This is a genomic window from Rhizobium sp. M1, assembly GCF_002531805.1.
Lineage (GTDB): Bacteria > Pseudomonadota > Alphaproteobacteria > Rhizobiales > Rhizobiaceae > Rhizobium > Rhizobium etli_C.
Map to the genome: position 1 here is coordinate 30897 of NZ_NWSW01000019.1, position 13830 is coordinate 44726.

Below are 13830 nucleotides of genomic sequence, written 5' to 3' on the forward strand. Positions count from 1 at the left end.
CCGGGGAGGGGGCCGAGTCGAGCCCGTCGGGCGCAGGGGGGAATAGCGGCTGTGGCTTTTCAAGCGGATTTTCAGCGGGATGGAATCGGGCTGCGCTCCGGCGGCCTCAAAATACTTCTGGTTGAAGATTCCCGGATGTTTTCCGCCGTGCTCTGCCACCGATTCCAGACGGAACTTGGGCTTGCCGTCAAATCCTGCTCGTCGCTGAAAGCGCTTCGCCGGGAGCTTGCCGACGACGGTCACGGCTACACCATGGCCGTCGTCGACCTCAACCTGCCGGATTCGCCCTATGGCGAGGCGCTCGACTGCACGATCGAGCACGATATCCCGGCGATCGTCTTTACCGCCACGTTCGATCTCAACACGCGCAACAGGATCATGGAGCGCAATGTCATCGATTACGTGTTGAAGGACAATGAGTTCGCGCTCGACAATCTGGTCGCTACCGTCCGCCGGGCGATCTCCAACCGCAAGACGCGGGTGCTCGTCGTCGACGATGTCGTCTCGGCACGCCAGGTGCTCGTCGACCTCTTGAAGGCGCAGCAATATCTCGTCGTCGAGGCAAGCTCGGGACTCGAGGCGCTGGCCGCTCTCGAAGCCTACAGCGACATCGAACTCGTCGTCACCGATCACCATATGCCCGATATGAGCGGTTACGAGCTGACGCGGCGCATCCGCCATCGCTTCGGTTCGGACCGGCTGCGTGTCATCGGCGTGTCTTCGTCCAACGACCGCATGCTGTCAGCCAGTTTCCTGAAGGCTGGCGCCAGCGATTTCCTCTACCGGCCCTTCGTCGCCGAGGAGCTGCAATGCCGCATTGCCAACAATGCCGAGACGCTGGCACAGATGCGGCAGCTGAGGGCGGCGGCGGCATGCGACTACCTGACCGGCCTCTACAATCGCCGTTATTTCTATGACAACGGCCCGAAGCTGGTGAACGAATGCCTGCGGCTGAAAGTGCCGAGTTCAGTCGCCATCCTCGATATCGACCATTTCAAGCGTCTGAACGATACCTACGGTCACGAGATCGGCGACAAGGTGCTGAAGGCGGTCGCGAACCGGCTGTTTACGATCTTTGATGGCAGCGACAATCTTCTCTCGCGGCTTGGCGGCGAAGAATTTGCCATCCTCTTCCCGCAGATGGATTCAGCTGCTGCGACCAAGCTTTGCGATGAGATCCGCTCGGATATATCGCGGTTGAAGGTCACCGCCGACGACGAGGACCTCGGCGTCACGATCTCGATCGGCATTGCCGAGATCGGCGGCTACGAGACCTTCGAGAATTATTTGAACGCCGCCGACCAGTTCCTCTACATGGCCAAACACCGGGGCCGCAACCAGGTCTATTCCGACGCCAGGATGACGGAGGAGGCGGCGCAGTAGGCTGGGCTGTCGCCACTGGTCATCATCCTCGGCCTTGTGTCGAGGATCTGCCGCCCTATCAACCCATGGTGAGATGCTCGGCACAAGGCCGAGCATGGCGAAGGAATGGTCAGCTTCTTGTGTTGCGGCCACCTCAGGCGGCGACCGCCTGCCTTGCCGTCGCCATGGTCATCTTGCGCTCGGCGCGCTCCTGCTGCGGCGAGCGATGGTAGAGTTCGCGATAACACTTGGAGAAATGCGAGGCCGAGACGAAGCCGCAGGCGACGGCGACTTCGACGACGGGCATCGAGGATTGCACCAGCAGGTGGCGGGCGCGGTCGAGGCGGATTTCGAGATAGTAGCGGGCGGGCGAGCGGCCCATCTCCTGGCGGAACAGCCGTTCGATCTGGCGCCGCGAAAGGCCGGCACCGTCGGCGATCTCGATCAGCGACAGCGGTTCGGCCAGATTGCCTTCCATCAGCTCGATGATCGACAGCACCTTGGCATTCTGCACGCCGAGGCGGGCGCGCAGCGGCAGGCGCTGACGGTCGTGCGGATTGCGCACGCGGTCGGTCAGGTGCTGTTCGCAGATGCGGTTGACGAGGCTTTCGCCGAAATCCTCGCCGACGAGGTTCAGCATCATGTCGAGCGAGGCGGTGCCGCCGGCGCAGGTATAGAGATTGCCGTCGATCTCGTAGAGATCGGCATAGACCTCCGCCTGCGGGAAGGCTTCGGAGAAGCCCGGCAGGTTTTCCCAGTGGATGGCGCAGCGCTTGCCGTTCAAGAGCCCGGCCTGGGCCAGCACATGTGCGCCCGTACAGAGGCTGCCGACGGCAACGCCGCGATTGTAACATTCGCGCAGCCAGGCATTGACCGATTTGTTGTTGAACTGCTCGACATCGATGCCGGAACAGACGAGCACCATGCCCGGCCGGTTTTCGCCGCCGAGATGGCGGCGCTCCTCGGCGAGCGAGGAATTCGCCTCGACGCCGATGCCGCAGGAGGAATAGACTTTTTCCCCGTCGAGGGAGGCGAGCCGCCAGGTATAGGCCTGATAGCCGAGCATGCGATTGGCGATGCGCAAGGTGTCCACGGCCGCCGAGAAGGGCAGCATGGTGAATTGCGGTACCATAAAGAAGACCAGTGAACGCTTCTTGATCTGCATCCTGTTCATAGCGAAATCCATGCTCGAGGGACGATGACATATTCGTTGCGCGGAATGCGTCGCGCCGATGTCCTGAAAGCGACACTGGCATGGAAAAATGCGGCCGGGAAGAGCAAATATGCGACATTGACCGCGATTTGACCGGCCAAGTCCCGGGCGAGGGCGCCGGCGGGGTGGAAGAGAGCGTACAGCCAACCGAAAGTCAGGGGCTGAAGTGCAATGGGAAACGAGATGGCGGACACGAAAAAGGCGGCGTTGCAAGATGCAGACGCCGCCCTCATCTCAGGAGGAATGTCGCATTCATTACATGGTCCGGTGTTTGCTGTCGTCGGTGCTCGGCCAGCCGATATCCTTGCGGACGTCGAACGGCATGGCTTCGATTTCGCGGGCAGTCTGCCAGCGGGTCCAGGCAAGCACGAGCTTGTGGGCATAATGGCCCAGATCGAAGCGGCCTTCGCTGGAGGTGAGGGTCTTGCCACCACCCCGATAGGTGAGCGTGGTCATTTTTCGGTTCCTTTCTTGAGCCGGGACATGGTCGCGATGGGAGGTTCGTCCTTGTCCATGCAGCTAATATGGGCCTCGCGAACCCATCATTCAAACGAATAGAGTTTATGGATAACATCAATGATTTTGAATGATCCGCGCGCTCCCGGGGGTAGCGTTGAGATCGGTCGGAGCGGCGAATGGCATGCCGAACCGCACTCAACATCGAGCGCTTGGCCTTCTTGCGACAAGTGATACAGTTGAATTTCGGTCGTTCACCTGGACAATACGAAAAGGGAATTATTCCATGGCAGACCAGAAGCGCCCGCTGCAGCCTGGAGATTCCGCGCCCGCGTTCACGCTGGCCACGGCCAACTTCGACGGAACGGTCTCGCTCGCCGACTTGAGCGGTCGCCCGTTCTTGATCGGCTTCTTTCGCGGGCTGCACTGCCCGTTCTGCCGGCGTCAGGTAGAACAGCTCGCCAGCGTGCAGCCGTCCCTGCGCGCCGCCGGGTTGGAGACGGTGGCCGTTATCAACACGCCGGTGGAGCGCGCCCGTCTGTATTTCCGCCACCGGCCGACGCCGGTAACGCTTCTGTGCGACCCCGACTGCCGCACCCATCGCGCCTACGGCGTGCCGCATGCAGAGTTCTTGCCCGAGGGGAGCAGTGAACAGCTCGAATGGCCATATGGCGCAACGATGGCGCAATTCCAAGCGGCACGCATCAACCCGACCGGCGAGCTGCCAGAACCGGTACAGCCGATGGAAGCCAACACGATCCTCAATGCCAAGGACCGCTTCGAGCTTGATGAAACCGATAACGCAATATTCGAGAAGCACGCTACTCAGCTTGTCGGGCACTTCCTGGTCGATGCGAACGGCACCATCGGCTGGGCACAAATCGAAGCGCTCGACGGACCGAACAGCCTCTGCATCTTTCCGACCGCGGCGGAGATCATCACTGCCGCCGGCAGCCTTGGACGCTGACCTGCAGCGAACCGTCCGCCAGCGTTGCTGCACGATGTCGAATGAGGGCGACGACCCATATGGGCCGCCTGCATATTGCTGTCCGTCCAAAAGACAACAGCTTCGGCGCGCGGGGGTGCACCTGCTTAGCCGGCATATCCTTGATGCCAACTCTCGAACTCATAGACAGTTCGAACCCCATGATCCATAACGGCTTCATACACGAGTGCGCTCGAAATCTTATCCTTCGTCTGGGGACGCTCAGCCAGGGCTTTTTTGATCCGCAGGATCGTTTCGCGATCCTGATCGTTCATGCGCGGCATCAGCGTCTTCAGGTGCGTGAGATCGGGTTGCCTGTCCGGCTGGTCTACCAGCCAGATATCGATGGTCCACATCGACTGGTTCTGCGCGCGAACCGATAGCCAGAGATAAAGCCCATCGGGATATTTGTCCGGCTCGGTGTTCCATGCGCCAGTGTCATTTCGAAAACGAACCGCGACGACGCTGTCGGTCATCTGCATAAGACGAGCGCCGATACCCGCGAATGCTTCGAGAGCGCCAGCATCCAGCCTGGGACAAGACACCGTTATGTCGACGTCTCGTCGAACCATAAGCCCCATGGCCGAACTGCCCACACGGATAGGGTTCCCGATAGCCTCGAGGAGTTCGTCAAGGTGTAGCTGCCGGACGATTTCGTCGGCTTCGGCTTGCAGCTGTCGTTGGGCTTCCAACAGGTCCGACATGCCCTTTTCTCCACTCGCTTTACCGCTCGGCCGCAGCCTTTCGGGTGCTGGCGAGAAAATACCCCGATCGGCAAGCGACGCTCAATGTGGTCGTGCGAACCGTTCAATCGCCGCTGCCAGGTCGTCGTAGTTTTCGACAATAATATCCGCGCCGGATCGCAACAGGCTTTCACCATGATCTGCCGAGCAATGGTTGCCAGCGGTAAAGCCGATGACACGCATGCCAGCCGCTTTGCCTGCAATGACGCCGTTGACGCTGTCTTCGACAACGACGCACTCGTGCGGGAGCGCGTTCATCGCCGTGGCTGCATGGAGAAAGAGGTCCGGGGCAGGCTTTCCATTTGCGACCAGATCACCTGAGAAAATATGCGGATCGAACAGATCGATCAATCCAACATGCTGCAATTTCCAACGCAACCTTGTGGAAGGGGTGCTGGAGGCTACGCACCGCAGGATGGCGATTTTGTTTATCCCTTGCCGCGCGAACGGTATTTCCGCCAAATCGGCTTCCAATCTCACTGTCGATATGCGGTCGATTTGAGCATAAAAATCGCGTGGAAGAGGAGCTCCGGTTTTCGCCTCCACGCAAGTCTGAAGCTTCGCTTCCCACATACCGGGAGAGAGCCCCATGAATGACTGCATGTAGGCTTTCCGTTCAAAACCAGCGCCGATGGATTCCAGAAATTCGAGTTCGGCAGCGAGATAAATCTCCTCGCTATTCACAAGGACGCCATCGCAGTCGAAAATAGTCAGTTTCATCAGGCGCACCTTGGCAGTCTATCAAAGCGAGTATCCAGCTTGGCATCTCGATAGCGCGATGGAAAGCCCTGCTTCCGGCCTTGATCGCAAACTGTTGGTCGGTCTTGTTAATCGGAGTTTGTCAGAGACGGAAGCTCCTCCGCCTACAGGTTCGCAATCCGCAGATACCATCTCAGGCAGATCGCGGAAACCCGTGAGGGCCGTCCTCGGCTCGTCAGATATCTGCCGACCTCTCAATGCGCGGCGGCCGGCGTGATGATGCCAAGACCGCCAAGCCCTGTGACCATCAGTTGGACCGCGACCGCGGTCAGCAGAATGCCGAAGACGACCTCCGAGACGATCATGCTGGCTGGCTTCATGCGCTTGGCGAGCTTGTCGATATTGGTGAACACCAGATAGTCGAATGCGCCGATCAGCAAGATCAGACCGGTGACGAGTATCGCACTGGCGATCGAGACGACTTCGCCGGAGGCGATGATGATGACTGTGATGCCGACAGGATTGAGCAGGTAAGGGACGGCAAGCGGAAACACGGCCAGCTTCTCCGGGTCGACCGGAGTCGCAAGCTCGTCGTGCGGCTTTTCGGTTGGTCCCGATGCCATCTTGATTGCGATGAGCGCGAGGATGATGCCGCCGGCGACGGCGACGGCGCCGCCCGTGATGTGGAGAAGCCGCATCAGCAGAGCGCCGGTGGCGAAAAGGATCAGCGCCGTGACGACGGCGATCAAAACCATCTGGCGGCCGATGCGCAGCTTGGTTTCGGTATCGAAGGCGTGTGTCTTTTCCAGAAACGGCACCAGGGCGATCTTCGGCCCCATGCCGATCAGAAGCAGCAAAAGAAGTTTTCCGACGAGTGCGGCATCGATGACTGTGAAATCCATGGAACCTACCCTCTATAATTTACGACACGAAAATCGGCGCCCTCTCCAGTCTGGCGGGACGAAAAGAAACAGACGCACTCGCCGGTCATTCCGCGAACCGCTCAGCGCGGGCACACGTCCCAGAAGCCCGTCGTCTTGGCGGGCGAGGTGTAGTACCAGCACTGGCCGGGCTGAGGCGGCGTACCCGCCAACGAGACGGCCGCAGCGCCGGCGACGAAACCGATGGCGGCGCCTGCGGCGATGGCGGTACCCGGGCGCCAATAACGGCGAGGGGTGACGACGACGACGCCGCGCCGGACGGGCGGTCGAACAACAGGACGGGTGCGTCCGACCGCTGCGCAGCCGCGTGGCCCACAGGCCGCTGCGCCGCAGCCTCTCGGGCCGCACGCCGCCACGCCGCGACGGGCGGCTTCGGCCGTCGCGGGAACGAGGACGGGCGCACAAACCGTCATGAGGATGGCAAGTGTCGCAAGCAGGTGCGACAGGATGGCCAGGATCTTCATGTCATTTCCTCCCATTGCTCTCATGTTTCGTTTCCTCAAAACTATCCCTCAGGCCGGACCTGCGGCGATCGCCGCGTTATGCGCCGCGATCGTCTGCTGGGCGGCGGCGGCGACGGCGTCGTCGTTTCCGCCCGCGACCTGAACGGTCGGCACGGCGATCTTGATGCCGTTTTCGTTGAACGCCTCATGGATCATCCGCAGGGCTCGCCGTTTAAGCGTGAACTGCTGGCCCGGAAGCGTCATGACTTTCAGCCGCAGGAGCAGGCCTGAATCGCCCATGCTTTCAATTCCCTGCATCTTCAGCGGCTCGATCGTCGTGGACTTGAACTCCGGATCCTCGAACAGTTCCAGGCCGATTTTCTTGATGATCTTGCGAGCCTTCTCGATATCGGAATCGTAGCTGACGGCGATCGTCATCTTCTCGATCACCCAGTCGCGGCTCATATTCTGTATCGCCCCAAGCTCGCTGAAGGGGACGATGAAGACGGCGCCGCGGTGGTGCCTGAGTTTGACGGAGCGCAGGCTGAACGACTCGACGGTGCCCTTGTAGCTGCCGCTCTGGATATATTCCCCCACGCGGAAGGCGTCGTCGAGCAGGTAGAACATGCCGCTGATGACGTCCTTGACCACCGTCTGCGCCCCGAAGCCGATTGCGACGCCGACCACTCCTGCGCCTGCGATCAGCGGGCCGATTTCAACGCCGAGCGACGACAGGGCCATCATGATGGCGACGGCCGAAAAAAGGATCATGACGAAGTTGCGCAGGATCGGCAGCAGCGTTCTGAGACGCAGGCGCCGCCGCTCCCGTTCGCTGCCGATTTCATGGGTCGCCTCGGTGTCGCCGAGCTTGCGATCGATCAGCACTTTCACGATGTTCCAGGCAAGATCGACGATCATGAGAATGATCCCGGCACTGAGAAGGCCGCGCACCAGGCGCAGAAGCGGGGAATCCTGCGTCGTCATCTCAGTGAGCCGCACATCCAGCGCACCAGCGAGCAGAATGATGGCTCCAACGATCAGTGTCGCCCGGATGCCGCGCTCCACGATCACCGAGGCGACCGTTCCTGTCTTGTGGCCGCCCTCTTCGGCTGAGGAAGGGCGAAGGATATTGTTGACCGACGCGTTGGTCAGGGCGATGGCGCAGGGCAGCGCCGCGCAGGCCAGCGCAATCCAGAACAGCCGCATGGCGCCGACCACCCACAGCAGCCAAAGGGTGACGAAATAGACTGTCCACAGCCAGTTCCGCACCCGCAGACTGATCCGCCTCGGCGGGCCGGCTGATAGTTGCGATGGCCGCCTCCAGACGGCTTCGACACCGATGACAAGGAGCACGAGGCCGAGGGAATAGGCGGCCAGCTGCCGGACCGGGAGGGAAAAGCCGAGCGTGCCCAACAGGCGGATGGTCACCCAGCCAAAGGCAAACCAACCGACGAGATAGCTCAGGCGCTTTGCCCAATGGCGGGCCGCCTCGTTTCCAACCGGGACGACACGAAAGCCGTTTTCTGCCTCGGCCCGGGGTGCCAGAAACACATCGAAAAGTGCGCTCGCCAGACGGAAGACGACGATCGCCAACAGGTATCCGACGACGATTTCTCTGATGATCGGCGGCCATTGGAACAGCAGGAAGAAGCCGATGCTGCCAAGGCCGAACGAAAGAACATAGCATGCCGCCCACAGAAGCCTCGCAGCCAGCGCGGTCATTCTTTCGAGAACCGTTCGATAGGGCGCGCGGGCCATCCATGACCGCCAGCCCGCGCTGATCGACCGGAACAGCCACTGCGCGGCCAATCCGGCGGCGATAAAGGCGATGATCAAGACGATCGGCCGCGTCCCGCCATTTGCCTGAATGTCGCCTTCGAGTGCACTCCTGCCCCGGGTCGCTTCCGAGGGAAAGGAATTGACGGCTCCGAGAAGGCCTGCGGCGTGCGCGCGGAAGCGTGTTGCGAATTCGGAAAATGAAGGGTCGCGGTTCGGCGTTTCCGGCGGCGGCTCTGTCGCATCCTTGGCGGCTTGCGACTGCTGCTGGAGGAAGCGCTGGACGTCGGGATCCGCAAGCATGCCGATAAAGCGATGAACGCTTTCAGGCTGCGGGCTCACAGGTGTCGTACCCTGGGCCACGGCGATCGAAGCCCAAAGGAGAGCGGAAGCCAGGGCAGCCGCCATGGGAAGCGGCACAACCATGCGGATCCTGGAGAATAAAGTCATTTTCCACCCTGATCTATGAACCGGTCCCCGAACCGCAGCGGAAAGGATCAGGCCCGCCGCGTTAACCGCCGCGGCGCTCAACGCGGCACCGAGGTCAGACTATGCGAAGATGAGACGGCTTACCCGTATGATCGGGTATGTTACGGTCGGGGAGACGGCATCAGCGGGGTTGCGGGTCCGAGGTGCCCGTGGCAGTCGACGCCATTTTTTCCGGATCGGGCACTGCCAGCCCCGCCTTCCGAAGCCCTTCAATCAGCCGATCGCGATCGCCAGGCTGCATGTTACGCATCGCCAGTTCGGCGAGAATGTTCGGCAGGAAGTCAGGCCGCATGCTGACGAAAACCTCTCCCTCCCGGCGGGCCTCGTCCGTCATGCCGGCCTCGGCATAGATGATGGCGGCGACAGCATGGAACAGAGGGAACTTCTGCATATTGGCCTGTCGTATCTCCAGCACCGCGGTCTGGTTGTCGTGAAGCATGTATGCGGCCAGAGCCCGTGTTCCATGATAGAAGCCGCCACCACCCGGATTGAGGTCGATGGCTTGGTCGAGGAGGGCTGCGCCGCGCTGCCACTGGCCACCGATCGCGAGCCGCGTTCCGAACTCACCCATCAGTTCTGTGTCGTTGGGATTCGTGGCGAGCGCCAGTTCTCCGACGCGAAACGATTCAGAAAGCTGTCTGTCGAAGAACAGCACCGTCATCAGTGCTTGAAGTCCGCGGGTATTGCTCGGATCGATTTGCGTTGCGCGTCTGGCGGCATCGAGTGCGCGGTGTATGGCTGCGTTCTGGTTTGCTGTTGGATTGAACTTGTAGCGATCTTCATCGAGGTAGACGATCGACAGCATCGCCCAGGCGGTGGCGTAGTTCGGAAACCGGGCAAGCGCCGTCTCAAGGCAGTTGCGGACTTGCGCATGCGCCTCGACGCTCAGTTCCGAACGATACGCATAAAAGCGCAAGGTGCACTCATAGGCGCCCAGATCGTCCGGCGGAGGACTTGCGGCGTCGACCTGCGCCATGACCCCGTATGGCTGAGCGATCGCGGTCGCCACCTTTCTGGCGACGTCGGTCTGGATCGCAAACAGGTCTCCCGATGCAAGATCCTTGTCATAATCCTGCGACCAAAGAATCTCGCCGTCTGACGTATCGAGCAATCTGGCCGTTACACGAAGACGCTTGCCCGACGTGCGCACCCCGCCGGCAAGGAGATAGCGCGCGCCGAATTCGGCCCGGATTGCCGATGCGCCGATATCGGCGGGAAGGGACTTGGAGGTCTCGCGCCCGAAGACCTTGATTTCCTTGAACCGTGGCAGGATGGTCATCAATTCCTCGGTCAGGCCGGCAGCATAGAGCTGCGCCTCCGGGCCTTCTCCGAGATTGGCAAAGGGAGCCACCACGAGGGCCGGACGATCGGGCGACAGACTTGCAAGCCGTTCGAGCGGCGGCGCGGGCGACCATGTCCCGATCCAATAGAGCGACATGGCGACTGCGGCGAGGGCGGCAACGCTTGGCAGCAAAAGCCGGCGTGCCTGCCGCCAGCGCCCGGGCGGGGCCGGGGAGGGTATTATTTCGCGAGGTTCTTCGGTGCGCGTGTCGGCCGAGGCCGAGGACGACCAGGTGAAGGTTGGGATATAGCCTCCCTTCGGAATGTCGATCCTGACCGGATCATGCTGCCCAGCGACGAGATAATAACGCTCGAGAGACCGTCGCAGCCGTCCAGCCTCGATCCTGACGACCGGATCGTCCTGGGTGAAGCCGGCATCCCTCCCGAACACTTCGATTGCAATCGAATAGGCTTTTATCCGGTTGCCCCGACCGTTCAGCGTTTCCGAGACGACGTAGCGGAGAAACGCTGCGGCACGACCCACGCCGGGAAATTCAGGGCTGGAGATGACGCGTTCAAGTTGCGCCTGGATCTCGTCGGCCTGAGGCGCAGGTTTTGAGGGAGCCCCCGCAGACCCCTCCGCTGGTATCGACGTCTGCATCTCTGTCCCCAATCCCCCGTTGAGTCACATCAGCCAGACCGTATCTTACAGTAACATACTCCACGAACCGGTCGTCGTCCACGAAGATCGGGATCGACACATCTTGCAGTGGCAGCCTCTCAAATGCGGTCAAGGAGTGAACCATGGACAAAGGGGTGGCCGCAGTCTGTCGGCAGTTTCCAGCCAGGATCAAGACGATCGACGATCTTTCTGCCCGCAGCGAAGACTTCCGGGAAATCTGCAGAGATTTCGCCGACGCCCAATCCGCGCTGAAGAAATGGACCGTCTCAACCGATCCGAAGCGCAATGAGCGCGTTGCCGAGTACCAGGAACTGATCGCAGAACTTTCGAAGGAAATAGAGGGCGCGCTCGACCAGGTTTTGCGGCCACCATCTGTTCGCTGATGCGTGCAACGGGCCGGCGGCAAGCCGTCGGACGGCGTATGTTACGGTTATCTACTTGCGTTTCATCTTGCCGGTCATGACCATTGTGACAAACGTCCGGCGCTGAAACTCTCCGCGCTTTACGCAACGCTTCGGAAGGATATTGTCGTGGTCTCCGAGAACTTGGACGAGCCTGCCATTTCGTCGACGCCGCGCAATCCGCTGCGCAGGATCGCCCTGATCGTCGTCCTGCTGGCGCTCGCCCTGTTCGTGCTCTCCATCTTCATGGAGCGGCGGACGCCATCGACCTCGCAGGCTCAGGTTCAGGCCTATATTGTCGGCATCGCGCCCGAAGTCACCGGCCGGGTCGTGGAAGTCGGGGTTGCCGACAACTCCCGTGTCGAGGCCGATCAGGTTCTCTTTCGTATCGATCCCGAGCGCTATGAACTGGCCGTCAGCGAGGCCGAAGCAGCGCTTGCGAGCGTGGGCCAATCGATCGGGGCATCGACTGCATCAGTCGATGCGGCGCAGGCCAAGCTTGTCCAGATGCAGGCCGACAGAGACAATTTGCGCGATCAATATGCCCGGGCGACCGAACTGGTGAAACGCGGCGTTTTCTCGAAGGCTCGGTTCGATGCAGCCAAATCCGCTTATGATCAGGCGGAGGCTTCCGTTTCGGGGGCGCAGGCCGACCTTGCCAAAGCGAAAGAGCAGCTCGGCCCGTCCGGCAACGACAATCCGCAACTGCGTGCCGCGCTTGCCGGACTGGAGAAGGCGCAGCTCGATCTTGTGCGGACGACCGTCCACGCGCCGTCAGCTGGTGTCGTCACCAACCTTCAGCTCACCATCGGCAAGGTGGTCTCGGCCGGCCAGCCGGCCATGACCTTCATCGACGCCGGTACCATCTGGATCAATGCGGCCTTCAAGGAGAACAGCCTGGAGAAGGTCGCCGTCGGCAATAAGGCGGACATCCTCTTCGACGCGCTTCCCGGCCGGCTGTTTCCGGCGACCGTCGAGAGCGTGGGGTTTGGCGTGTCGCAAGGCAACACGGACCCGAACACCGGATTGCCGACGATCCGGAACGACAGCGGCTGGGTCCAGGAGGCACAGCGGTTTCCTGTCCGGCTCGTCATCAAGGAGGCGCAGTTGCCCAAGGGCGGCATACGCTACGGTTCGCAAGCGACGGTCGTCATCTATACGGGCGACAACCCGGTGACCAATGCGTGGGGATTGCTCTGGATCCGCATCAAATCGGTGCTGACCTATGTCAACTGAGAGCAGTTCTGCGGTCGCGGCGCAGAAACGCAAGGGGTTGCGGGTTGCCTTCGCGGTCTCCATCGGCTTCACCGTCGCAGTCTATGCCGGGGCTATCGTGCCTTTCCTCGCTCCGCTCTTTGCCGCCCAGTTTCTGCTCGGCAGTTCACGCCCCATGCCGCTTGGCAAGACCATCGGCGCGGTGATGGTCATTCTGATCGCCGGGATGGCGATGATGGTTCTGACAAATGTGCTCGGCGACCGTCCGGCGCCCTTTCTTCTGATCCTGGGGCTGACCTATTTTGTTTGCTTCGCCGCGAAGTCGACAGGAAAGGGAGGGCCGGCGATCTTTCTCGTGCTCGTCGTTTCGATCATCGTGCCGTTGCTCGGCATCCTGAACGAGGAGCTCGCCAATTCGATCCTGTCCCTCCTGGTCGCCGGGGTGTTGTCGGGTGCAGTTCTGATGTGGCTTGCCCATGCAGTCTTTCCCGAACCGTTTTCCGAAGAGATCAAAGCGGCGGCGATCGACGAGCGACCGCCGGCCTTGCCCAGGGCGCTGGCAAACACACTTATCCTTCTGGGCTCCGTGGTGATCTGCCTGACGAGCGACAACCTGACCGCCGCGGTGGTCATTCCCATAACCGTGGCCTCGCTGCTTGGGCAGCTTGACGTCGCCGCAAGCGCGCGGGCGGCGATCGGGCTGGTGCTCGTCAATTTCCTCGGCGGCGTGCTCGCCTCCATTGCTTATGCCGCGCTATCGCTGCGCCCCAATCTCCTGTCGATCTTCCTCATCGTTCTCGTCGTCGTCCTCCTCATCGGTGGGCGTGCGGCCGGCCACTCGAAAGAGGCTCGGATGTTTGCCGGTGCCCTGACGATATTCCTGATCCTGTTTGGTCTCGGCGTGTCGCCGCTGCCGGGCAGCGCGGCGGAATCCTTCGCCAGCCGCATGGTCTATGTCGCCGCCGCCTTGATCTATGCGCTGCTGCTGTCCGCGATTGTGTGGCCGTGGACAGAGCGGAAGAAGGCCGGTGCACCGGCGGCTCTTGAGCCGTGATGCCGAAGGCACGCATGCTGCCGCTGTTTCCGACGCATGGGGAGCTAGAAGCTTTGGAACCAAGTCTGCGCCGCGTCGTTGCCGGTTGGT

13 protein-coding genes are annotated in these 13830 nt (G+C 61.3%); 5 read left to right on the plus strand and 8 right to left on the minus strand.

The window, feature by feature from the left end:
* Nucleotides 1-51 precede the first annotated feature (51 nt).
* Nucleotides 52-1383, plus strand: a complete 1332-nt coding sequence (locus CO655_RS19310; protein ID WP_097665984.1) for a diguanylate cyclase — start codon at nucleotides 52-54, stop codon at nucleotides 1381-1383.
* Between the two features lie 133 nt (nucleotides 1384-1516).
* Here CO655_RS19310 and CO655_RS19315 read toward each other — a convergent pair whose 3' ends face one another.
* On the minus strand, nucleotides 1517-2536 hold the full coding sequence (locus CO655_RS19315) for a GlxA family transcriptional regulator (RefSeq protein WP_003579912.1): 1020 nt from the start codon (nucleotides 2534-2536) through the stop codon (nucleotides 1517-1519).
* A gap of 294 nt (nucleotides 2537-2830) precedes the next feature.
* Complete coding sequence (locus tag CO655_RS19320) at nucleotides 2831-3031, minus strand: hypothetical protein (RefSeq protein WP_010034163.1); 201 nt, start codon at nucleotides 3029-3031, stop codon at nucleotides 2831-2833.
* A gap of 286 nt (nucleotides 3032-3317) precedes the next feature.
* Between CO655_RS19320 and CO655_RS19325 the strand changes: the two genes are divergently transcribed.
* Entirely contained in the window at nucleotides 3318-3998 is a 681-nt protein-coding gene (locus CO655_RS19325) for a peroxiredoxin-like family protein (protein WP_097665986.1), read from the plus strand.
* Between the two features lie 125 nt (nucleotides 3999-4123).
* On the opposite strand, the gene CO655_RS19330 is transcribed toward CO655_RS19325, so the two are convergent.
* The 6 genes from CO655_RS19330 to CO655_RS19355 form a co-directional block, all read right to left on the minus strand.
* Complete coding sequence (locus CO655_RS19330) at nucleotides 4124-4720, minus strand: hypothetical protein (RefSeq protein ID WP_010034159.1); 597 nt, start codon at nucleotides 4718-4720, stop codon at nucleotides 4124-4126.
* A gap of 81 nt (nucleotides 4721-4801) precedes the next feature.
* Nucleotides 4802-5479, minus strand: coding sequence for an HAD family phosphatase (locus CO655_RS19335; protein ID WP_097665988.1), 678 nt, complete (start codon nucleotides 5477-5479; stop codon nucleotides 4802-4804).
* A gap of 233 nt (nucleotides 5480-5712) precedes the next feature.
* Nucleotides 5713-6360 carry a MarC family protein gene (locus CO655_RS19340; protein WP_097605312.1) on the minus strand — a complete coding sequence of 216 codons (648 nt, stop codon included), beginning with the start codon at nucleotides 6358-6360 and terminating at the stop codon, nucleotides 5713-5715.
* Between the two features lie 101 nt (nucleotides 6361-6461).
* Nucleotides 6462-6863 (minus strand): hypothetical protein, encoded by a 402-nt coding sequence (locus CO655_RS19345; protein ID WP_097605311.1) that lies wholly within the window; start codon nucleotides 6861-6863, stop codon nucleotides 6462-6464.
* 48 nt (nucleotides 6864-6911) lie between these two features.
* The gene (locus CO655_RS19350) at nucleotides 6912-9068 is read right to left on the minus strand and encodes a mechanosensitive ion channel family protein (RefSeq protein WP_097665990.1); all 2157 of its coding nucleotides are present in this window, start codon (nucleotides 9066-9068) and stop codon (nucleotides 6912-6914) included.
* A gap of 160 nt (nucleotides 9069-9228) precedes the next feature.
* Nucleotides 9229-11049: an adenylate cyclase gene (locus CO655_RS19355; RefSeq protein WP_097665992.1), complete on the minus strand. Its 1821-nt coding sequence runs from the start codon at nucleotides 11047-11049 to the stop codon at nucleotides 9229-9231.
* A 143-nt stretch (nucleotides 11050-11192) separates the two neighbouring features.
* Here CO655_RS19355 and CO655_RS19365 point away from each other — a divergent pair, with 143 nt between their 5' ends.
* The 3 genes from CO655_RS19365 to CO655_RS19375 all read left to right on the plus strand — a co-directional run bounded on the left by CO655_RS19365 (nucleotide 11193) and on the right by CO655_RS19375 (nucleotide 13740).
* Nucleotides 11193-11453: a hypothetical protein gene (locus CO655_RS19365; RefSeq protein ID WP_010033769.1), complete on the plus strand. Its 261-nt coding sequence runs from the start codon at nucleotides 11193-11195 to the stop codon at nucleotides 11451-11453.
* A gap of 147 nt (nucleotides 11454-11600) precedes the next feature.
* Nucleotides 11601-12707, plus strand: coding sequence for an HlyD family secretion protein (locus tag CO655_RS19370; RefSeq protein ID WP_097665994.1), 1107 nt, complete (start codon nucleotides 11601-11603; stop codon nucleotides 12705-12707).
* The gene (locus tag CO655_RS19375) at nucleotides 12697-13740 is read left to right on the plus strand and encodes a DUF2955 domain-containing protein (protein WP_097665996.1); all 1044 of its coding nucleotides are present in this window, start codon (nucleotides 12697-12699) and stop codon (nucleotides 13738-13740) included. Before CO655_RS19370 ends, CO655_RS19375 begins: the two co-directional genes overlap by 11 nt.
* Nucleotides 13741-13830: the final 90 nt, after the last annotated feature.

Excerpts from the sequence above, each read along its gene's own strand:
- CO655_RS19315 (WP_003579912.1), bottom strand. The coding sequence starts at position 2,536 with ATGAACAGGATGCAGATCAAGAAGCGTTCACTGGTCTTCTTTATGGTA.
- CO655_RS19320 (WP_010034163.1), bottom strand. The coding sequence starts at position 3,031 with ATGACCACGCTCACCTATCGGGGTGGTGGCAAGACCCTCACCTCCAGC.
- CO655_RS19325 (WP_097665986.1), top strand. The coding sequence starts at position 3,318 with ATGGCAGACCAGAAGCGCCCGCTGCAGCCTGGAGATTCCGCGCCCGCG.
- CO655_RS19330 (WP_010034159.1), bottom strand. The coding sequence starts at position 4,720 with ATGTCGGACCTGTTGGAAGCCCAACGACAGCTGCAAGCCGAAGCCGAC.
- CO655_RS19335 (WP_097665988.1), bottom strand. The coding sequence starts at position 5,479 with ATGAAACTGACTATTTTCGACTGCGATGGCGTCCTTGTGAATAGCGAG.
- CO655_RS19340 (WP_097605312.1), bottom strand. The coding sequence starts at position 6,360 with ATGGATTTCACAGTCATCGATGCCGCACTCGTCGGAAAACTTCTTTTG.
- CO655_RS19345 (WP_097605311.1), bottom strand. The coding sequence starts at position 6,863 with ATGAAGATCCTGGCCATCCTGTCGCACCTGCTTGCGACACTTGCCATC.
- CO655_RS19350 (WP_097665990.1), bottom strand. The coding sequence starts at position 9,068 with ATGACTTTATTCTCCAGGATCCGCATGGTTGTGCCGCTTCCCATGGCG.
- CO655_RS19355 (WP_097665992.1), bottom strand. The coding sequence starts at position 11,049 with ATGCAGACGTCGATACCAGCGGAGGGGTCTGCGGGGGCTCCCTCAAAA.
- CO655_RS19365 (WP_010033769.1), top strand. The coding sequence starts at position 11,193 with ATGGACAAAGGGGTGGCCGCAGTCTGTCGGCAGTTTCCAGCCAGGATC.
- CO655_RS19375 (WP_097665996.1), top strand. The coding sequence starts at position 12,697 with ATGTCAACTGAGAGCAGTTCTGCGGTCGCGGCGCAGAAACGCAAGGGG.